The sequence below is a fragment of the Citrobacter sp. Ce006 genome (genome assembly GCF_030336535.1).
GTDB classification, from domain to species: domain Bacteria; phylum Pseudomonadota; class Gammaproteobacteria; order Enterobacterales; family Enterobacteriaceae; genus Citrobacter; species Citrobacter europaeus.
The window spans coordinates 50,631-72,000 of record NZ_JAOWDO010000068.1; the positions used below are offsets into that span (position 1 = coordinate 50,631).

A 21,370-nucleotide genomic window follows, 5' to 3' on the forward strand; every position below is an offset into this window, starting at 1 on the left:
AAAATACGGCAGCGACGACTGTTATTGCCCCGGACGTCATGGCATCCGGGGCTGTAGTTATGGCGCTTTAACGCATTGCGTTAACGTCAGGATACAATGTGATTTTGTTGCACCAGCTCATCGAGCGTGGTGTGTACGTTCTCCAGCGTTATGAGATTGGTTGAGTGATAAGTGTTGCCCGTACCGTCGCGGTCGATAGCAATCACCGTGTTGTTACCGCTGGTGGTCACGGTGAGGTAGTTGCCGAGCGTAGCGTTCTGCCCGTTCCAGCCCACCAGCAGGTCGCCGATATCGATTTTGTCGCCCTGGGCCAGCGAGAAGTTGGTCCATGTGTCCGCTGTTCCGTTACCGCCGGTAGCGTCGTTGGCATTGAGCAGGTGATAAATCAGCGTATCGCCGTAGGCGCTGCCAGTCAGGCGATCGGCATCGACGGTACTCACCACTTGCGGATTCATATTGATGGTCAGCGTAGCGGTATCGGTATGTCCATTCTGGTCGTTAAGGGTGTAGGTAAATGTCTCTTTGGTGACGATGGTGGAGAGCGAGACATCGCTGTTGAGGGCATAGGTGTAATGACCATCAATGCCAATGGTCAGTTTGCCGTACAACCCGTTAATGATGGCGCTGGTCGTGCTGCTCAGCGGATCCAGCGTGGCGGCGCTGCCGCCAGTGCCATTCACCGTTAGCAAGGTATGCACGCTGGCAATATGGTCTCCGTCATAAATATTGCCGGTGACGCTGTTCGCTGTTGAAGTCTCGAAGTTTTGCAGGTCGATTATCGTGCCTTTCACGCTGGGGGTGATGGTGATATTCCCCAGCCCCAGAGCCCCGACGCTGCCGGTATAGTCGAGGCGATAGTTGCCGGGGTGCAGTACTACCCCGCTGAGGGCAATATCGATATTGCCGCCAATCAGCAATCCGCCATTGAATGAGTTACCGGCAATCTTGACGTTGTTGCTGTCATACAGCGCCCAGGTGACGGTCAGTCCGCCCAGCGTCAGACCTGAAGCGACGTTAAAATGCAGTATGGCGTTTTGCACCGCCGTTCCCGTCGCGACTTCAATGACGCCAGTACCATTTTGTGAGGTGGGTGAAAGGAGTTGGGCGCTCCAGCTGGCGTTCCCAACGCTGTTGTCGGTAAACGACCTGGATGTATCGGCCTGGGTGGTGACCGCCATCTGGCTGCTGATGTCGTTTACGGCATCCAGCGCCTGTGGGGTTGCCGTAATGTTCAGCGACGCGCTGCCGGTATCGCCATTTGGCGCTCTGACCTTATACACGAAGCTGTCCGGCGTGTTGATACCGTCTGCGCCCAGTCCGCTTCTCAGCGTGTAGGTGTAGTTCCCTCTCGCATCGATAGTCAGCGTGCCGTACTGCCCGTTAATGGTGGTAATGCCGGTGCCGCTAACGGCGACACCATTCACTTCGGTAATAACGGTATTGGCCGGAGCCGAATCGTTGACCAGCAGGTTTCCATTGGTTGTCGCTGCCAGACTGTCGACGGCGTAGGTGTGATCCGCCTTAATATCCAGGGTGTAACCGGTCAGCAGCGTCAGACCGCCGGAGGCGTTAAGCAGGAACAGATAGTTACCGCCCGGCAGGGTGATGGTGTAGTCCGTTGAGTTACCACCTAACAGCGCCGTGACCCAGTTAGGTTTCACGCGGAACTGTTCATACTGCTGAATAGACTCGTTGAAGCGATAAACATAGAGATCAAAACCGCCCACCGTGACGCCGAGCACGCTGGCCTTGACGGTCAGCGTGCGGGTTGCGCCGTCATCTACGTTAAATTTGATCGGATTGGTTAAACCGTTAACCAGGCTGACATCCAGCACATTACCCAGTCCGACGTTGGCGAGCGTGAACCCGGTTTGCTGTGATGTGCCATGATCAACTGCGATGACCTGCGTCCCGTAAGTCAGCGCAGCTACATCGTCTGCCGCGGTTACCGTACTGGTGGTTGGAGCCTGACCGAGCGTTACCACCAGTTTTGCCGAGGAGTGATCGCTGCCATGCGTCAACGTGTAGGTGAAACTTTCAGAACGACCATACACCGAGATTGACGTATTGGTCAGGGTATAGGTGTAGCTACCGTTCTGATTGATATGCAGAATACCGTATTTCCCTTGCACATCAATGCCGCCCGTCGGGATGTTCACAACGTTGCCGTTGCCGTCGGTGATGGCTGTGACCAGCGTGCCGGAAGGCGCGTTATCCTGCCCGTTGGCGGGATCGGTATCGGTGATGATATTCCCAGATTCCGTGGTACCACCGATGATGGTCCCTGCGCTGGCTTTTACCACTGAGACATCAAGGCTGGTGTATGCCCCGGTCGCCAGCAGGTTGGTGTTGTAGCTGACCACGCGGTAATCACCGCCAGTCAGCCCGCTGTAATTGAGCGTTACGCCCGAGGCACCCAGGGTGAGCAGGCTGGCGAAGTCTGGTTTCCCGGTATCCACCACTGTCACCCAGGCATTCAGCCCGGTGTCAAAGCGCTGGATAACGACTTCAAGCGTGTTCAGCAGTGACAGCACCACGCCGGTCGCAGCGGCATTGATTGTAATGGATCCACTGCCGCCAGAAGCGATGCTGAAATTCACGCTTGCCGTATCGTTCCCCAGTACGTTGGCGACATTCCCCAGCGCATTGACCAACAGGAAACCATAATCGCTTTGGTGCTCGGTGCTGACGGTCACATCGGTTTGTAGCGGCAGACTGGTGACATTGTCTTCCGCCAGCAGCGGCAATACCGGTGCGAGAGCGCTTGTCGGCGATGAGGTATTTCCCGCCGCATCGGTCGCCGTGGCGGACAGCGACTGTCCTTCAATCTGGCGAACCGGTAGGTTTACGCTGTAGACCCCGCTGCTGTTGGCGATTGCCGTCACGCTGGTGCCGCCGGGCAGAGAAATGGTGACCGTGCTTCCCGCTTCGGCGACGCCGCTGACGGTACCGCCATCGGCGCTGATCAGTATTGTTGGCGCGAGCGGTGGCGTGATGTCCACAATCACGCTGAACGAACCGGACAACCCACTTGCGCCGTTGGCGTTGGTTGCAGTGGCGGTAAACGCGTGGTTACCTTCACTGAGCGCGCCGGATGGGGTAAAGCTCCACAGCCCGTTACCGTCTGCGGTCGTGGTGCCCATTAGTACGCCGTTGTTGAACAGGCTGACGATGGCGTTAGCCTGCGCCGTTCCGCTAAGGGTTGGCAGGGTGTCATTGGTGGTTTTGCCCGTCGCGACCGGCCCCGTGATCGTGCCGACGTCATCGAACACGCTGGCAATAACAGGCGCAGGCGGTACGCCGGTAAACGGTGCCAGCACGTTACCCGCCGTGCCGATGTTGCCTGCAGCATCTTGTGCGCTAACCAGCAGCGTTTGCCCACTGATTTGCGGTGGGTTCAGCGTGAAGGTGAAATTACCGGAGGCGTTGGCGGTTGCCGTGCCGAGCACCGTTCCGCCGCTGGAGGTAATAATGACCGTGCTGTTTGGCTCGGCAACGCCGGTGAGCGCGGTGCCGTTGGCGTTTACCGCCAGCCCGGTTGGGATCCCCGGGGCAACGGTATCGACCACGATCGCGGCCGCAGACGACATGCCACTGGTATTACCCGCACTGTCCGTTGCGGTGATGGTAAAGGAATGGATGCCTTGCGCCAGCGCGGTAGCCGGGGTGTAGTTCCAGTTGCCGCTACCATCCGCCGTCACGCTGGTGACAAAACTGCCGTTATCATAAATATCAACCCGCGCGTTGGCTTCCGTGATGCCGTTTAACGTTGGGCGCGCGTCGTTAGTTGGCTGATTGCTGCCAATCGGCCCGGTATTTGGCCCAATATCATCAATAATGCTGCTGATCGAAGGCTGCGTCGGCGCCGTGGTGTCGACCACCACGCTAAAGCCTGGCGTCGCGCCGCTGGTGTTGCCCGCCGCATCGGTGGCGGTGATGGTGAATGTGTGCGATCCATTCGCCAGCGGTGTGGTTGGGGTAAACGACCAACTGTTATTGCTTTGCACCACAGCGGTACCCAGCAGGGTGCTTCCGTCGTAGATGCTGACGGTGCTGCCTGCCTCGGCGGTGCCGTTCAGCGTCGGGCGCGCATCGTTGGTCAACTGTCCGTTGCTGAGCGCCGCATTGAACACGCCGCCTGCGATATCATCCACTACAGAGACCAGCAGTGGGACGGATGGCGCAATGGTGTCGACATTAATAGTAAACCCGCCTGAGACAGGACTCACGTTCCCGGCAGCGTCGGTGGCGATGGCGATAAACACATGCTGGCCGTTGCCAAGTGTGGTGGTCAGATATTCCCAGGTGCCGTCTATCGTCGCAGTCACCGTTGCCAGCAGCGTGCCATTATCGTAGATGGCTACCCGGGCACCGGCTTCCGCTGAGCCGTTGAGTACGGGGCGGGTGTCGTTGGTAAAGGCTCCGTTCGACAGCGTTCCGGTTCCCGGCAACACGTCATCAAAAGCCTGGATAATCGTTGGTGCAAGCGGGGCGACGGTATCAACAACGATGTTAAATCCTGCAGACGTTGGGCTGATATTTCCGGCCGCGTCGGTGGCTGTTACCGTCAGCGCGTGGTTACCGTTGCCAAGCTGGGTTCCAGGCGTGAAGCTCCAGGCGCCCGTACCATCCGCGGAAGTAAAGCCGATTAACGATCCGTTATCGTAAATTCTCACCGTGGAATTGGCTTCCGCCGTACCGCTAAGCGTCGGAAGTGGATCGTTCGTGGCCTGACCGTTGTTCAGATTACCGATCAGCGGGCCGACATCATCTGCAACCTGAGTAATCACCGGTGCTGTCGGTGCCAAAGTATCGACGGTGTAGGTAAAGCCGCCAGAAGGCAGACTGGTATTGCCAGCGCTATCTGTAGCCGTGACGGTCAGAGTATGCAGGCCGTTACCTAATGCCGCGGAGGGCGTAAAACTCCAGGTTCCGCCTGCGCCGACGATGGTGGTGCCAATGGGTTGACCATCGCTCAGCACGGTAATGGTCGCGCCAATTTCACCGGTACCGCTGAGCGCCGGGCGACTTTCGTTGCTGATTTGCCCGTTGGAGATAGGCCCGGTTGTCGGCGCGGTATTGTCCTGAACGGTCAGAATTACCGGTGCCGACGGGGCAATTGAATCGACCAGAACGCTGAACGAGGCGGAGGCTCCGCTGGTGTTGCCAGCCGCGTCCGTCGCCGTCACGGTAAAGATATTTTCGCCCTGAGCCAGCGCGCTGGTAGGGGTGAAGCTCCAGCTACCGGAGCCATCGGCATTTGCGGTGCCGATGATCGTACCATTACTGCGAATAGTGACAATGGCATTGGGTTCGGTAGTGCCATTCAGCGTGGGTTGGGCATCATTGGTCAGTTGGCCGTTGGTCAGCAGAGTGCTTCCCGGTTGATCGTCGATAACTGACACAATCGTTGGCACTACTGGTGGGAGTGTGTCGACCAACAGTGAGAATGGCGCTGTTGCCGGACTGACGTTACCAGCAGCGTCCGTGACCGTGGCGGTCAACGCGTGATTGCCCTCGCCGAGCGCCGGAGAAGGCGTAAAGCTCCAGATGCCGCTTCCGTCGCTGGTGGTTGTGCCAATCACCGTGCCGTTATCGCGGATGGTCACTACGCTATTGGCTTCGGTGGTACCTGCCAGGGTTGGCGTATTATCGTTGGTTGCCTGCCCGGAAATGAGCGTGGACGTTACACCTACATCATCGGTTACTGACACAATGATTGGCGCCGAAGGCAGGCCCGTATCAACCGTAATCGGGTAGGGGGCAGATGCAACTCCCTGGTTCCCGGCGGCGTCGGTGGCGCGCACGGTAAAGGTGTGAGTACCGTCGCTCAGGGCATTCTGCGGGGTAAAGCTCCAGTTTCCGCTGCTGTTTACGGTCGTGGTTCCGATGGACACGCCGCCGTCATAAACCGTAATGGTCGCCCCAATTTCGCCAGTACCACTCAACGTTGGACGCGTGTCGTTGGTGCTTTGTCCACTGCCGACATTGCCCGTCACCGGAGCCACGTCATCAGTAACGGCGGTGATGTCTGGCGCGAGCGGCGCGGTGGTATCGATGGTAATGGCATAGTTTGGCGACAGGCCGCTGGTGTCAGCGCCCACCGTTTGAGAGACCGCGTAGTTCCAGGTCGTGCCGTCCGCCAGCGCGCTGGGGATGGTGTAGCTCCAGGCACCGGTACTCGCGTCAGCCGGGACGGTGATCAGCAGAATTCCGTTTTGGTAGATATGTACATCAGCGCCGGCTGTTGCCACGCCTTGTAAGGTTGGCTGCGTGTCATTGGTCGTTTTTCCGTTACCAATTTCAGTTAAACCGGAAGGAACATCGTCGATGATTTGCAGAGTCGGTGGGTGTGGAAGGCCCGAGATTGAGGCGGTAAACGATGTTTCTCCGCTTTGGTTGCCCGCCTGATCCTGAGCGATCGCGTTCAATGTTTCACCCGCCGTCTGAGCCGGTGAAATCGTGACGGTGTAAGCGCCGGTAATGCTGTCAGCAACGGCCTGGCCGAGGACCGTGGTGCCATTTCTGATGATGACGGTGCTGCCCGGTTCGGCTGTCCCGCTCACCAGCGTACCGTTATTATCTATGATGGTTACGATGGGGGCAGGTGGCGCTTGCGTATCGGTTGTTATAATTACCGGGTTGCCCGCCGGGAGGCTATTACCTGCCGCATCCTGTGCGCCAAAGGTCAGCGTATGTTGCACATTGGCAGAAAGCGGAACGTCCACGCTCCATTTACCATCTACTCCTACCGTGATGCTTAGCGGGATGAGATTGCCATTATCATAGATTAGGATCGTACTGCCCGGTGTTCCCGTTCCGCTGACGGTGGGGGAGAGATCGTCCGTCACGCTTCCATTGCCGAGTGTACCGGTAATCACGCCGACGTTATCTTCGATATCCGTCACCTGCGGGGCGGTAAGCGGTGTCGAATTCACCGTAAACGAAATGCTGTTTGAGGTGCCGCTGGGGTTGCCTGCAGCATCGGTGGCGACTGCCGCCAGCGTGTAGGTGCCGTTGGGCAGCGCCGTCGTCGGTGTGATGCTCCACAAACCATTTACTACGGTGGTAGTGCCTATGACGGTAGTGCCGTTATACAGCGTAATGATCGAGCCGCTCTCCCCGGTTCCGCGCACGGTTGGCGTACTGTCATCGGTTGTGCCGTTTGCTGGGATATCTCCCAGAACAGTGCCTGCGTTGTCATTTGCAGCAGAGATCGTAGGTGTTGCCGGAGGCGTAATATCAATGTTCAGGGTGACGGCAGTCGACGGCTGGCTGACGTTGCCTGCCGGATCGGTTGCGGTGATGGTGACCTGATAACTGTCCGGGTTAATAGCCGTGGTCGGCGTAAAGCTCCATGTGCCGTCCGCACCAACCTTGGTGGTGCCCAGCGGCGTAGCGTTGCCATCGAGATACACCGAAATAACATCACCTGCTGTACCGGTACCGCTAAAGGTTGGCGTGGTGTCATTAGTGTTGCCATTCGTCACGACACCCGTAACCGGAGCCACATCGTCGGTAATGATGGGCGCGCCAGGCTGTGCGGGAGGCGTATTGTCTACCGTCAGGGTAAAGCTTGCCGACGGGATCCCGGTGTTGCCCGCAACGTCAGTCGCTGTGGCGGTGAATTGATGCGGTCCTTCAGGAAGCGCATTTGGCGGCGTAAATGTCCATGTACCATCAGGCTGGACGATGGTGTTACCCAACGTTGTGCCGTTATCTGCAATGGTGATGGTAGCTCCCGGCTCGCCAGTCCCCGATAGAACAGGGGTGGTACTTTTCGTACTGCCGCCGTTTGCCAGGGGGAGAGTGGCGCTGCCTATCAGTCCCTCCCCGGCGACGATAACCGGTGCGGCTGGCGGCGTGGTATCGATGGTTAACGTAAAGCTCCCGGCGTTGCTGGCGTTGCCTGCAACGTCCGTTCCGATAGCGGATAAATTGTGTAAGCCTTCGCTGAGCGGTTGGCTGAGTTGAATACTCCAGGTGCCTCCGGGTAAAACAGTCGTGCTTCCAATTGGCGTAGCTCCATCATAGATGGTGACCGTAGTTCCGGCTGTTCCGGTACCTTTCAGCACTGGCAAGGTATCGTTTGAACGGCTTCCGGTAGGTAGATCGATAGGCGCATTCTCAACGTCGTCGGTCACAGCCAAAATGACAGGATCGCCTGGCGGTTGGGTATCTACGGTAACGCTGACCACTGTGGGTGAGGTGGTGACATTACCGGCGGCATCGGTTGCCGATACCGTAAACTGATGGGTGCGATCGCTGAGCGCCTGACTTCCCGGAACGGTATAGCTCCAGGTACCCGAATTGTCGACAAGAATTACCGTCAACAGTTGAATGCCATCGTACAGGCTCACCAGTGAACCTGGTTCACCAGTACCCGAGATGGTTGGCGTATTGTCGTTGGTGATCCAACCGTTGTTTGCCACACTACCCGTAATGCTGCCAACATCATCGTTAACCAACGTTATCACTGGAACTGTTGGGGCAATGGTATCGACAATAATTTTCCAGCTTGCCGCGCTGCTGGCGTTATTCGCGGCGTCTGTGGCGGTCACCGTGAAGATGTGAGCGCCCTCGCCCAGCGCCGAGGCTGGCGTATAGTTCCAGTTACCGTTGATATCAGCGGTAACGGTCGTCAGCAGGGTGCCGTTATCGTAAATTTTGACCTGAGAACCTGCTTCGGCGGTGCCTTCCAGTTTAGGTTTGCTGTCGTTAGTGACGTCGCCGTTATCGAGAGGGCCCTGGTACATGGGCTGGTCATCCGTCACGGCGGTAATGATGGGCGTTCCGGGGGCTGTGATATCCGGCGCCAGCGCCGAAGTCGGCTGACTCTCATTATTGCTGCTGTCCGTTGCGGTGACGTTTACCGTTTCGCCGTTCTTTTGCGATGGCGTAATCGACACGGCGAAGTTGCCGCCGCTGTCAGCCTGGCCTACGCCAATCTGATTACCGTTGCTGTCTTTGACGGTGACGGTGCTTCCCGCTTCAGCTTGTCCACTCACAGACCCGCCGTCACCGGCGACGATAACGCCAGTAGGCGCATCAGGTGCCGTGGTATCCGGTGCGGTAATCGCGCTGTTGCCGCTGGTATTGCCAGCCGCATCCGTCGCGTTGGCGACAAGATGTTCTCCGTTGGTCTGCGGCGGAAGCAGCGTGGCGGTGAAACTTCCGTTCGGGCCGGCGGTTGTCGTTCCAATAATTGTGCCATCTGGGCCCAGAATATGTACCGTGCTATTGGGTTCTGCGGTGCCGGTAACCAGATCGCCAGTGAGATTTATCAGCAAGTTAGCCGGCGGCTGCGGGGCCGTGGTGTCTGGCGCAAGTGCAGTTTCCGGTGGGCTTGGGTTTCCGGCTGGATCGGTGGCGATAGCGGTAATGGTTTCGCCATTGGTCTGTGGCGGGTTAATGGTAATGGTAAATGAGCCATCCGTTCCGGCGACGCCGCTGCCAATCTGAACATTATTGCCGTCGGTAATAACCACGGTATTGCCCGGCTCAGTTGTCCCGGTGACGACGCTACCATCAGCGGAAACGCTGACATCGTCCGGCGCTGGCGGTGGCAGAGTGTCAATGCTGATATTAAATGCCGCCGACATACCTCCTGTCCCTGACTGGTTTGTCGCCGTGGCGCTGAAGGCGTGTGGGCCGTCAGGCAAGAGCGTAGCGGAGGTCCAGGTCCAGTTGCCGCTGGTATCGGCAAGCACGCTTACAACAAACACCCCGTTGTTATAAATATTAACCGTGCTGTTGGCATCCGCAGTACCCGAGAGCGTAGGCGTTGGGTCGTTAGTGGCCTGATTATTGTTCAATGGTCCGGTTGAAGGGGCAACATCATCCATAATGCTGACGATAACGGGTACGCCCGGGTAGCCAGAGTTGGTGGCATTGAAGGACGTGTCTGGCCCGACGTTGCCTGCCTGGTCCTGAATCTTCGCGGTCAGGGCTTCACCGTGCGTCTGTGAGGGAGAAATCGCGATCGAGAAATTACCGGTTTGATCAACGGTGGTTGAACCTAAAACCTGATTATTGCTGTCGATAATAATGACCAGGCTTCCCGCTTCCGCGCTCCCGGTCACTGTTGTACCTTCCGGATTAACGGAAGTAATGACCGAGGCGGCAGGCGGGGTAGTATCAACTGTGAATGTCGGCACGCTCGTTTCCGCGCTGACGTTACCCGCGGCGTCAGTTTGCGTCAGCGTCAGATTGTGAACGCCGTCGCTGAGCGGCGTGTCCGGTGTAAACGTCCAGTTACCATTGTCATCCACCTGAACCATGCCAATCAGAATGCCATTATCAGAAATGCTGATAAAACTACCTGCTTCGCCTGTGCCTGTGAGAGTTGGCGTGGCATCGTCGGTTATGCCGTTATTGGCGATAAGTCCGGTGATGGAACCAACATTATCGATTTCCTGCGTGACCACAGGGGCGTCGGGGGCAAGCGTATCGACAATAATCTCCCAACTGTCCGACATGCCGCTGCTGCCCGTACCGTCTGATGCACTGACGGTAAACTGGTGGGTACCGTCTGCGAGCGGAGATGATGGCGTAAACGACCAGTTGCCGTTGGCATCAATAGTGACCTGACCTATTTCGACGCCGTTATCAAAAATATGCAATGTGGCATTTGCGGGACCGGTGCCCTGCAGAGTGGGCGTATTATCGTTGGTGGATTCCTGCTGATTAACAGGACCAGTAATCAGCTCCTGGTTATCGATTACGCTGGTAATAACGGGTACGTCAGGCATGTTAGGGGTTGTCGTTGGCGGTGTGCCGCCATCGGCGTCGCCACTACCGTTCCCACCGTTACCTTCACCATTACCTTCACCATTGCCGTTACCTTCACCGTTGCCGTTGCCGTTGCCGTTGCCGTTGCCGTTGCCGTTCCCACCACTACCGTTCCCGGCGTTATTATCACTTCCTCCACCGCCGCCGCCGCCACCACCACCCGCAGCAAGGCCAATTCCGCCCGCGACCGCGATCCCGCCAAGAACCCACGGCCAGACGGCGCCGCCTTCATGGCTACCTTCGGCCGTCATCAGCGGAGTGAGATCGTCCAGATGCTGGAAATGGAATGCCCCGTCAGTATCCTGAACCCACCATAGCGCGCCATTGCTGTCTTCCAGAACAAGCTGGTTTTGCGCATCACCTTTTCCGACATAGAAGTTTTTAATGGTGATGGTTTCACCTGAGCGGAGTGTGACAACCAAGTCCTGATTAACGCGTGTCAGTTGGCTCACCTCCTCACGTGACACCGACAGTTTCACGATAGAAGGCGAACTGAGCGTAACTTCAGAGGATTCAACATTTGTGGAAACGCCAGTTAATTTTGATACAACGGCGAGTAGACGCATATGTTCACTCCTGATGGCATGCCGGGAGTATTAATCCGCAACAGCGCGTTGGGAAAATGAGCAGACAGGGGCCCGTTCATCATAAAGATGAATTTACACATGTAATTTCATTGATTAGGTCAAGCAGATGTTATTTTATTGATTAATTACGTTCGGGCCCTTTGGGTTGAATAGTTCTTTCGTATTAGATGATATAGTCAGAAAGAAAGTATTCTGCAACTTATCCATATTAAAAAAGTATTTAGTGATTTGAAAAGGATACTTTCCAGTATGCTTTTAACGATCTCAGCTATTATAACATATTGTATTTTATGGTTTTTATTTTAGCGTGAATACGCATTAATATAATAAACACCAGTAATAATAGTGTTATTAAATAAGTAAAAATATGAGCGTAATGGTCTTGAACTTTTATTTTATTAGACTATGGACTGCTATCGTAACGTCAGGGAGGTTTATTTCATACCTGAACGATTCAGCACAAATAAACTATAAACCTGGTGAATGTATTGGGTGGGTTTCAATAACTAAAAAATAAGAACCAGCCTCAGAATGAGAGACTGGTCACAGGGAAGTTTCGTTTAGCGGCCAGCATTTTTCATAATACGCGCTTTATCTACCTGCCATTCGCGTTCTTTCACATCGGAACGCTTATCGTGCTGTTTCTTACCTTTCGCGACGCCAATTTTCACTTTGCACCAGGCGTTTTTCCAGTACAGCGAAAGCGCAACGACGGTATAACCATCACGATTCATACGACCATACAGAGAGTCGAGCTCACGCTGGTTTAACAACAGCTTACGGGTACGGGTGGGATCGCAGACCACGTGTGTTGAGGCCACCGCCATCGGCGTGAAGTTGGCGCCAAACAGGAACGCTTCGCCGTCTTTGAGAATGACATAGCTGTCGCCGATGTTAGCTTTACCCGCGCGCAGGGATTTGACTTCCCAACCTTGCAGGGCGAGTCCAGCTTCGAACTCTTCTTCAATAAAGTATTCGTGTCGTGCGCGCTTGTTCAGCGCGATTGTGGCTGAGCCAGGTTTGTGTGCTTTTTTCTTCGTCATAATGCCGCTCAGTATAGGTAATCTGGAATCGAAAAACACCCCATTTCATCCAGCGGGGCGCAAGGCGCTATCTTAGCACGAGTTAGGCTATAGCGTTTTTTTTAGCAGGTGATAAATGGTATTATTTGTGTGATTGATATTGATGGGAATTGTTATGCCTCAGATTAGCCGGACCGCTTTAGTACCTTACAGTGCGGAACAGATGTATCAGTTAGTGAATGATGTTAAATCCTATCCCCAGTTTTTGCCGGGTTGCACTGGTAGCCGCGTCCTGGAGTCGACTCCGGGACAAATGACGGCCGCTGTGGATGTTTCGAAAGCAGGGATTAGCAAAACATTCACCACGCGCAATCAACTGACCAGTAACCAGAGCATCCTGATGCATCTGGTCGATGGACCGTTCAAGAAACTGATTGGCGGCTGGAAGTTTACGCCACTGAGTCATGAAGCGTGTCGTATTGAATTTCATCTCGATTTTGAGTTTACCAATAAGTTAATCGAGCTGGCGTTTGGCCGTATCTTTAAAGAACTGGCTTCAAATATGGTGCAAGCCTTCACGGTTCGCGCGAAAGAGGTTTACAGTGTCAGCGTCGGCTAAAATTGTCGTTGAAGTGGCGTACGCGCTGCCTGAGAAACAGTATTTACAGCGCGTAACGCTGCAGCAGGGTGCAACAGTGGAAGAGGCTATCCGCGCTTCCGGGCTGCTGGAGTTACGAACCGATATCGATCTCAGTAAAAATAAAGTGGGTATCTACAGCCGTCCGGTAAAGCTTGCTGATGTTCTGCATGACGGCGATCGGGTGGAAATTTACCGGCCACTGATTGCTGATCCAAAAGAGCTGCGCAGACAGCGAGCAGAGAAATCCGCTAAAAAATAACAGACAATAAAAAAGGTGCTCATTGAGCACCTTTTTTTGATCTTCAAACCTACTTGTTGTCGGTCAGAGCGGGTTTGTTATCAATGTTGGTCAATACGCCGCTGCTGTTAAAGGTCAGCGTCAGCGTTTGCTGGGTTACGCCTTCATGTCCAGGCTGCTGACGGAACACATAAAACCAGGTGTTAGTGCCAAAAGGATCGGACATCATTGGTGTACCCAGAGCATAAGCAACCTGTTGTTGCGTCATACCCGTGCGCACTTTGGCGACATCGGTCGGTGTCAGATAATTCCCCTGGTTGATGTCAGGGCGGTAAACCACTCGCTCCAGAGTGGAACAGCCTGCAGTCAACATCAGTAGTACTGCTGCAGCAGCAGTCAGCGTTTTACAGCGCATAGTGATTTGATTCCTTTTCGGGCCCGAGCAGTACGCGGCTCATATGTAATATGCCGATGATAATAGACCTTTCACCACTTTAAAACCTTTTGCTGTCGGGTCGGTCGGCGATTTTATGTTGAACTCAGACCTTCACAAGGTAAAAAAGTTTATGCCGCCAGCAGTTCTTTTGCATTTGCGAGGGTATTGCGCGTCACTTCGCTACCGCCAAGCAGACGGGCTAATTCCTGCAGGCGAGCGCGTTTATCAAGCGGCTGCATGTGTGTTTCGGTCATCGCGCCATCCGTTTCTTTACTGACGTAGAAGTGTTGATGACCACAGCCAGCAACCTGCGGCAGGTGAGTCACACACATTACCTGAGTTGACTCGCCTAACTGACGCAGCATTTTGCCCACCACCGCAGCAGTTGGGCCGCTGATACCCACGTCCACTTCATCGAAAATCAGCGCCGGAGTTTCCATTTTACGTGCGGTAATGACCTGAATCGCCAGCGCAATACGCGACAGCTCCCCGCCGGAAGCCACTTTCGCAATTGGCTGTAACGGCTGACCCGGGTTAGTCGTCACTTTAAACTCAACGCGATCGGCTCCGTCTGCGCTCAGATGGTGCTCCTCAAATTTCACATCAATGCAAAAGACACCGTGCGGCATCGAGAGAGTATGCATGCTCTCTGTAATAAGTTGTCCCAGCTCCTGAGCATAATGTTGGCGCTGCTGGTGCAGCATTTTTGCCGTTTCCAATGCCTGCAAATGGTGATTGTTCACCGCCAGGGTTAAAGTTTCGAGCGAGTCGGCCTGATCGTCCAGTTGCTGTTGTTCATCCAGCAATGACTGATAGAACTGTGGCAGCGCTTCAGGGGCAACATGATGCTTACGCGCCAGCGAGATTTGTTTAGAAATGCGCTGCTCAAGTTCGAACAAACGATTAGGGTCTAAATCCAGACGATCGCAATAGTGGCGCAGCTCGTCGCTGGCTTCGCTGAGCTGGATAGTGGCCTCTTCCAGCATATCCAGAATACCGGAAAGCTTGCCGTCCATGCCTGCCAGTTCAGTAACCAGGTGCTTTGCGGTGTACAGTTGGCTTTGCAAATTGATGTCTTCACCATCCGCCAGGATAGCCAGCGCCTGCTGGCTGGTGGTGAGCAATTGCCCGCTGTTAGCCAGACGCTTGTACTCTTCATCAATTTGCTCAAACTCGCCTGGCTGCGGGTTGAATTCGTTCAGTTCCTTTAACTGGTATTGCAACAGTTCCGCCCGGGCTGCGCGTTCCTGACTTTGTTGTTGATGATGCGCCAGGTCACGACAGCTTTGGTGCCACAACTGGTAGCGCGCAGCCATTTCTTGAGTCAGGGACGCTTCATTGGCGTAACCGTCCAGCAGGGATTTTTGGTGTTCTGATTTAGTCAGGAGCTGATGTGCATGCTGACCGTGGATTTGAATAAGTAACTGGCCCAGTTCGCGCAACTGCGACAATGGAACGGCGGTACCGTTAATAAAGCCACGAGAGCGGCCGTCGCTGCTGATAACGCGACGCAGTAGACACTCACGGCCTTCCTCAAGCTGGTTCTCTTCCAGCCAGCGCAGAGCTGCGGGGGTATCTTTTAAGGCAAAACGGGCGCAGAGGTCGGCTCGCGTGGCGCCTGCACGCACCATGTCGGCGTCTGCGCGTCCGCCCAGACATAAACCGAGAGCATCAATGGCAATGGATTTACCCGCACCGGTCTCACCGGTAATAACGGTCATTCCGTTCTGGAAATCGATCTCAAGTTCACGAACGATAGCGAAATTGCTGATGGTCAGTTGTGCCAACATAGCTGTTTTCCTGTATGAAAAACCATAACTGTAATTACATACAGTATAAACTGGTTTTTTATACAGTAAAGAGGTTAGCGTTAAATTAGAATAATTTTTTTGACCAGCCTAGTTTCGTACTTAATGTGTTGAAATAGCTGTAATCTTTTGGATGTATCAGGTTCAGATGATAATCACAGCGGCGAATCAATACGTCTTCACCTTCCTGTATAGGCAGGGCTATTTGGCTGTCACAGCTGATCTCGAGATCGTTCCGGCGATGAGAAAAACGCAGGCGTATAGTGCTGCTACTGTTGATCACCAGCGGTCGCGCGGAAAGCGTATGCGGAAACATCGGAACCAGCGTAATGGCATCCAGAGAAGGTGTCAGAATTGGGCCTCCGGCAGAGAGCGAGTAGGCGGTAGAACCAGTTGGTGTGGAGATAATCAACCCATCTGAACGTTGAGAGAAGGCAAAGATTTCATCGATATAGACTTCGAATTCAATCATGTGCGCCACTTTCCCGGGGTGCAGCACAACTTCATTGATCGCAGTGCTAATGCGCTTCTGGCAATCCTGTTGGCATACCTGGGCTTCGAGTAAAAAGCGCTTTTCGCTGATGTAGTGGCCTTCCAGCACGTCAGCTAGCTGCTGTTGGGCATTGTCTGGGTCAAGGTCGGTCAGGAAACCAAGGTTGCCGCGGTTAATGCCAATAACCTTGATGTCATAACGTGCCAGAGTGCGTGCGGCGCCCAGCATATTGCCGTCGCCGCCGACGACCACGGCGAGGTCTGCCTGCTGGCCAATCTCTGCGAGCGTACCGGTTTTCACATTTTTCAGCTGTAGCTCGTGGGCGATTTGTTGCTCAACGATAACCTCATAACCTTTGGCGCACAGCCAGCGGTAGAGCATTTCATGTGTGGTCAGTGCAGTGGGGTGACGTGGATGCCCCACAATGCCAATACACTTGAAATGTTTGTTCATTTTCTCGAGGTCCTTGTAACGAAGATTAGTGACAATGTGAGTACTTCCCTTGAATCCCTGAATCTGATCCCCATAATAAGCCAAGTTAGCGAGATGAATGCGAAAAAAAACGCGGAGAAATTCATGAGTAGTAAAGAACAGAAAACGCCTGAGGGGCAAGCCCCGGAAGAAATTATCATGGATCAGCACGAAGAAGTTGAGGCGGTTGAATCAGACGCTTCTGCTGAGCAGGTGGATCCGCGCGATGAAAAAATTGCGAATCTTGAAGCTCAGCTTGCTGAAGCCGAAACTCGCGAGCGCGACAGCGTGTTGCGTATCAAAGCGGAAATGGAAAACCTGCGTCGTCGTACCGAACTTGACGTAGAAAAAGCGCATAAGTTTGCGCTGGAAAAATTCGTCAACGAATTGCTGCCGGTGCTGGATAGTCTGGACCGTGCGCTGGAAGTGGCGGACAAAGATAATGACGCTATGGCGGCGATGGTTGAAGGTATTGAGCTGACCCGTAAGTCAATGCTGGATGTCGTGGCGAAGTTTGGCGTACAGGTGGTTGCGGATATCGATGTGCCGATGGACCCGAATGTGCACCAGGCAATTGCAATGGTAGAGTCTGACGAGGTTGCTGCCGGGAATGTGCTGATGGTAATGCAAAAAGGCTATACCCTGAACGGACGTACCATCCGCGCCGCGATGGTCTCTGTGGCGAAAGCCAAAGGCTAATCAGCCTTCAGGTCGGGTAATGCTCACGCGCTACCCGGCCTGAATTACGCTCACTGGTCCGACACGCTTTCTCGTAGCGGCTTGACCGGCAATACCTGCACCTGTTTAATCATATTGTCCTGCACGTCGAGAATATCGATATCGTACTGCCCAATACGCACACGCGTGCCGGCCACCGGGATCTCTTCCAGCGCTTCAAGAATAATACCGTTTACGGTACGTGCGTCATCTTCCGGCAGATGCCAGTTAAACGCCTTATTGATTTCACGAACGTTGGCGCTGCCGTCAATGATCACCGAGCCATCATTCTGTGGCGTTACCTCTTCGGCAAGCGTGGGTGACATTGAGGTGGTGAAATCGCCGACAATTTCTTCCAGAATATCCTCGACCGTGACCAGCCCCTGAATATCGCCATATTCATTGACGACCAATCCCACTTTCTTCTTATTTCGCTGAAACTTAATGAGCTGGGTGCTGAGCGGCGTGCCTTCCGGTACGTAATATATCTCGTCGGCGGCGCGTAACATGGTCTCTTTAGTGAACTCTTTTTTCTCGGCCATCAATCGCCAGGCTTCACGTACGCGCAGCATGCTGATGGCGTCGTCCAGCGAGTCGCGATAAAGCACAATACGGCCGTGCGGGGAGTGCGAAAGCTGACGCACGATTGACTTCCAGTCATCGTTAATATCAATGCCGATGATTTCGTTACGCGGGATCATGATGTCATCGACGCTGACTTTTTCCAGATCCAGCACTGACAGCAGCATATCCTGGTTACGGCGTGAGATTTGCGAGCGCGATTCATTCACCAGCGTTCGTAGCTCATCTTTACTCAGCGAACCGCTCACTACGATATCCGTTTTGATGCCCATCATGCGCATCAGCAGCCGCGTGATGGTGTTGAGTAGCCATACCAGGGGCATCATCAGAATCTGCAGGGGAGCCAACAGGACGCTGCTTGGATAGGCGACTTTTTCCGGATACAGCGCGGCGATGGTCTTTGGTAATACTTCGGCAAAAACCAGTACTACAAACGTCAGTACCCCGGTGGCAATGGCGACGCCTGCATCGCCATACAGGCGCATACCGACAATGGTGCCGAGCGCGGAGGCCAGAATATTCACCAGATTATTACCGATGAGCACCAGGCTTATCAGGCGATCCGGCTTGCGAAGTAACTTTTCAACGCGTTTTGCCTGACGATTTCCCTGCTTGGCCCGATGACGTAGACGGTAGCGATTCAGGGTCATCATTCCGGTTTCAGAACCGGAAAAATAGGCGGAAATGACCACCATGATGAGAAGCGTGACAATGAGCGTGGTGGTGGAGATGTGTTCCACGTAGGGTTCCTTAAAGATTTAACTCACGAACTGCTGCAGTATACGGCTGCCGAAATAGGCCAGCGTCAGAATGACTGCGCCTGCGACGTTAAACCATACGACGCGACGTCCGCGCCAGCCTTCATGGTAATGCCCCCACAACAGAACGATATAGACAAACCATGCCACGATAGAGAGAACGGCTTTATCAATGTTCTCGGTACTGAACAGGTTATGCATGTAAAACAGGCCAGTGCACAGGGTGAGCGTCAGCAGAACCACGCCAATTTGGGTGATATGAAACATTTTCCGCTCAATACTCATCAGCGGCGGCATCTCATTGCTGAAGGCCAGTTTTTTGTTTTTCAGTTGGTAATCGATCCATGCCAGCTGTAGCGCATAGAGCGCGGCGATAATCAGCGTGGCGTAAGCGAACAGCGATAGCCCGATGTGAATCATCATGCCCGGCGTAGCCTCGAGATGAGTGATGAACTCGTTAGGCATAAACGTGGCGAAGGCCAGGTTTATCAGCGCAAAGGCGTAGACAATGGGCAGCAATAGCCAGCCACGATTACGGGAAGCGACGATGGTCATTACCGTACAAATCATCAGGCTAACCAGCGAGCCGACGTTCAACAGACTCAGGTTTTGTCCGCTTTCACCGCCGGGCAGAATACGCGCTTCCAGGGCGATAGCATGGCTTACCAGCGCGACGGCCGCAGAGAAAATAGCCATACGCCGCCAGCCGCTGTTTTTTTGCAGCAGAGCGGGAATAATCAGCGCGAGGCTGACTGAGTAGGCGACAAGGGCAAGCAGAGCAAAAACGGGCATATAGGTGTCGACAGTTGGCCAGTGATAAAGAAAAGCAGTATAGCGTTACGTGACCGCTGCTCCAACCGTTGCATAACAACAAAGGCGGCTTCATGTTATACTGCGACAAATTTCTGTTGATGTGTCGCTGTCGCGACCGACCGTTTCCACCCCAGGCGAGAGACAATGTTTGATAATTTAACCGATCGTTTGTCGCGCACGCTGCGCAATATCAGTGGCCGTGGACGCCTTACTGAAGACAACGTTAAAGAGACGCTGCGCGAAGTGCGCATGGCGCTGCTGGAGGCTGACGTAGCGCTGCCAGTAGTGCGTGAGTTTATCAATCGCGTAAAAGAGAAAGCGGTTGGTCATGAAGTTAACAAAAGCCTGACGCCGGGTCAGGAGTTCGTCAAGATTGTCCGTAACGAACTGGTTGCGGCAATGGGCGAAGAAAACCAGACCCTGAATCTGGCAGCGCAGCCACCAGCCGTGGTACTGATGGCGGGCCTGCAGGGTGCGGGTAAAACGACCAGCGTCGGTAAGCTGGGTAAATTCCTGCGCGAGAAGCACAAGAAGAAAGTGCTGGTGGTCTCCGCGGACGTGTATCGCCCGGCGGCGATCAAACAGCTGGAAACGCTGGCCGAGCAGGTTGGTGTCGACTTCTTTCCGTCAGATGTCGGTCAGAAGCCGGTCGATATCGTTAACGCCGCGCTGAAAGAAGCCAAACTCAAATTCTACGATGTGCTGCTGGTGGATACCGCCGGTCGTCTGCACGTTGATGAAGCGATGATGGACGAAATCAAACAGGTCCACGCTTCGATCAAGCCGGTAGAAACGCTGTTTGTGGTCGACGCGATGACCGGTCAGGATGCCGCGAATACGGCAAAAGCCTTTAACGAAGCGCTGCCGTTAACCGGTGTGGTGCTGACTAAAGTTGATGGTGATGCCCGTGGCGGTGCGGCGCTCTCTATTCGTCATATCACCGGCAAGCCGATTAAATTCCTCGGCGTCGGCGAGAAAACCGAAGCGCTGGAGCCGTTCCACCCGGACAGGATTGCTTCACGTATTCTCGGCATGGGCGACGTGCTGTCGCTGATCGAAGATATCGAAAGCAAGGTTGACCGCGCGCAGGCAGAGAAATTAGCCAGCAAGCTGAAAAAAGGCGATGGCTTCGATCTCAACGATTTCCTTGAGCAGCTCAACCAGATGAAAAACATGGGCGGCATGGCAAGCCTGATGGGCAAGCTGCCGGGCATGGGTCAGATTCCTGACAACGTGAAATCGCAGATGGACGATAAAGTGTTGGTGCGTATGGAAGCCATCATCAACTCGATGACGATGAAAGAACGCGCTAAGCCGGAAATCATCAAAGGTTCCCGTAAACGCCGTATTGCTGCCGGTTGCGGTATGCAGGTACAGGACGTAAACCGCCTTCTGAAACAGTTCGACGACATGCAGCGCATGATGAAGAAAATGAAGAAAGGCGGAATGGCGAAGATGATGCGTGGTATGAAGGGGATGATGCCACCAGGCTTCCCAGGCCGCTAATCGGCCTGGCTTGTTTGCCATTTCGGCACCGGGGGGTGCTCGCCATCCTCACGTACTGCGTGTACGCTCCGGTGGCTGCGCGCACGCCGGCACCGAACTGACGGCACCGCCAACGGCCTTTTATAGCAGAGTTATCAACTGCTGATTGCATTTTCCCCAGAAATCAGTAAAATTTTCGGGCTTTTAATATGACACCCGGGCTCCGTTCCTCGATGGGGCCTGGGTGTTTTATTCACACAAGAGGATGTTATGGTTACTATTCGTTTAGCTCGTCACGGCGCTAAAAAGCGTCCGTTCTACCAGGTTGTTGTTACCGACAGCCGTAATGCACGCAACGGTCGCTTCATCGAGCGCGTTGGCTTCTTTAACCCAATCGCTAGCGAAAAAGAAGAAGGCACTCGCCTGGATCTGGATCGCATCGCTCACTGGGTTGGCCAGGGCGCGACTATTTCTGATCGCGTAGCTACGCTGATCAAAGCAGCAAACAAAGCAGCTTAATCTGTCACGG

Annotated in this window: 12 protein-coding genes; 5 read left to right on the top strand and 7 right to left on the bottom strand. The window is 54.3% G+C overall.

What is annotated here, in order from left to right; translation table 11 throughout:
• Positions 1 to 86: 86 nt before the first annotated feature.
• Both OGV94_RS12340 and smpB read right to left on the bottom strand, forming a co-directional pair.
• On the bottom strand, positions 87 to 11,357 hold the full coding sequence (locus tag OGV94_RS12340; RefSeq protein ID WP_286523475.1) for a BapA/Bap/LapF family large adhesin: 11,271 nt from the start codon (positions 11,355 to 11,357) through the stop codon (positions 87 to 89).
• Positions 11,358 to 11,938: 581 nt separating this feature from the next.
• Positions 11,939 to 12,421, bottom strand: coding sequence for an SsrA-binding protein SmpB (smpB, locus tag OGV94_RS12345; protein WP_043017973.1), 483 nt, complete (start codon positions 12,419 to 12,421; stop codon positions 11,939 to 11,941).
• 154 nt (positions 12,422 to 12,575) lie between these two features.
• On the opposite strand from smpB, the gene ratA reads away from it, so the two are divergent.
• A complete protein-coding gene (ratA, locus tag OGV94_RS12350) occupies positions 12,576 to 13,019 on the top strand; it encodes a type II toxin-antitoxin system toxin RatA (RefSeq protein WP_003031213.1) in 444 nt (147 codons plus the stop codon).
• On the top strand, positions 13,003 to 13,299 hold the full coding sequence (locus tag OGV94_RS12355; RefSeq protein ID WP_003839823.1) for an RnfH family protein: 297 nt from the start codon (positions 13,003 to 13,005) through the stop codon (positions 13,297 to 13,299). Before ratA ends, OGV94_RS12355 begins: the two co-directional genes overlap by 17 nt.
• A 49-nt stretch (positions 13,300 to 13,348) precedes the next feature.
• Here the strand turns inward: OGV94_RS12355 and bamE are convergent, their stop codons facing one another.
• The 3 genes from bamE to nadK form a co-directional block, all read right to left on the bottom strand.
• Positions 13,349 to 13,693 carry an outer membrane protein assembly factor BamE gene (gene bamE, locus OGV94_RS12360; RefSeq protein ID WP_003826401.1) on the bottom strand — a complete coding sequence of 115 codons (345 nt, stop codon included), beginning with the start codon at positions 13,691 to 13,693 and terminating at the stop codon, positions 13,349 to 13,351.
• A gap of 149 nt (positions 13,694 to 13,842) precedes the next feature.
• Positions 13,843 to 15,504, bottom strand: coding sequence for a DNA repair protein RecN (recN, locus tag OGV94_RS12365; RefSeq protein WP_047409398.1), 1,662 nt, complete (start codon positions 15,502 to 15,504; stop codon positions 13,843 to 13,845).
• Between the two features lie 85 nt (positions 15,505 to 15,589).
• Positions 15,590 to 16,468 carry an NAD(+) kinase gene (gene nadK, locus OGV94_RS12370; protein ID WP_032944608.1) on the bottom strand — a complete coding sequence of 293 codons (879 nt, stop codon included), beginning with the start codon at positions 16,466 to 16,468 and terminating at the stop codon, positions 15,590 to 15,592.
• A 123-nt stretch (positions 16,469 to 16,591) separates the two neighbouring features.
• On the opposite strand from nadK, the gene grpE reads away from it, so the two are divergent.
• A complete protein-coding gene (grpE, locus tag OGV94_RS12375; protein ID WP_043017972.1) occupies positions 16,592 to 17,185 on the top strand; it encodes a nucleotide exchange factor GrpE in 594 nt (197 codons plus the stop codon).
• Positions 17,186 to 17,235: 50 nt separating this feature from the next.
• On the opposite strand, the gene OGV94_RS12380 is transcribed toward grpE, so the two are convergent.
• Together OGV94_RS12380 and OGV94_RS12385 are read right to left on the bottom strand one after the other, a co-directional pair.
• Positions 17,236 to 18,525: an HlyC/CorC family transporter gene (locus OGV94_RS12380; protein ID WP_008324538.1), complete on the bottom strand. Its 1,290-nt coding sequence runs from the start codon at positions 18,523 to 18,525 to the stop codon at positions 17,236 to 17,238.
• Between the two features lie 18 nt (positions 18,526 to 18,543).
• On the bottom strand, positions 18,544 to 19,335 hold the full coding sequence (locus OGV94_RS12385) for a cytochrome C assembly family protein (protein ID WP_043017239.1): 792 nt from the start codon (positions 19,333 to 19,335) through the stop codon (positions 18,544 to 18,546).
• 165 nt (positions 19,336 to 19,500) lie between these two features.
• Here OGV94_RS12385 and ffh point away from each other — a divergent pair, with 165 nt between their 5' ends.
• Together ffh and rpsP are read left to right on the top strand one after the other, a co-directional pair.
• Complete coding sequence (gene ffh, locus OGV94_RS12390) at positions 19,501 to 20,862, top strand: signal recognition particle protein (RefSeq protein ID WP_003031226.1); 1,362 nt, start codon at positions 19,501 to 19,503, stop codon at positions 20,860 to 20,862.
• Between the two features lie 249 nt (positions 20,863 to 21,111).
• On the top strand, positions 21,112 to 21,360 hold the full coding sequence (gene rpsP / locus OGV94_RS12395) for a 30S ribosomal protein S16 (protein ID WP_003031228.1): 249 nt from the start codon (positions 21,112 to 21,114) through the stop codon (positions 21,358 to 21,360).
• The last annotated feature ends 10 nt before the right edge of the window (positions 21,361 to 21,370 follow it).

What these genes read in the sequence shown, in the direction of transcription:
- OGV94_RS12340 (WP_286523475.1), bottom strand. Translation starts at nt 11,357, where the DNA reads ATGCGTCTACTCGCCGTTGTATCAAAATTAACTGGCGTTTCCACAAAT.
- nadK (WP_032944608.1), bottom strand. Translation starts at nt 16,468, where the DNA reads ATGAACAAACATTTCAAGTGTATTGGCATTGTGGGGCATCCACGTCAC.
- ffh (WP_003031226.1), top strand. Translation starts at nt 19,501, where the DNA reads ATGTTTGATAATTTAACCGATCGTTTGTCGCGCACGCTGCGCAATATC.
- ratA (WP_003031213.1), top strand. Translation starts at nt 12,576, where the DNA reads ATGCCTCAGATTAGCCGGACCGCTTTAGTACCTTACAGTGCGGAACAG.
- bamE (WP_003826401.1), bottom strand. Translation starts at nt 13,693, where the DNA reads ATGCGCTGTAAAACGCTGACTGCTGCTGCAGCAGTACTACTGATGTTG.
- rpsP (WP_003031228.1), top strand. Translation starts at nt 21,112, where the DNA reads ATGGTTACTATTCGTTTAGCTCGTCACGGCGCTAAAAAGCGTCCGTTC.
- smpB (WP_043017973.1), bottom strand. Translation starts at nt 12,421, where the DNA reads ATGACGAAGAAAAAAGCACACAAACCTGGCTCAGCCACAATCGCGCTG.
- recN (WP_047409398.1), bottom strand. Translation starts at nt 15,504, where the DNA reads ATGTTGGCACAACTGACCATCAGCAATTTCGCTATCGTTCGTGAACTT.
- OGV94_RS12385 (WP_043017239.1), bottom strand. Translation starts at nt 19,335, where the DNA reads ATGCCCGTTTTTGCTCTGCTTGCCCTTGTCGCCTACTCAGTCAGCCTC.
- grpE (WP_043017972.1), top strand. Translation starts at nt 16,592, where the DNA reads ATGAGTAGTAAAGAACAGAAAACGCCTGAGGGGCAAGCCCCGGAAGAA.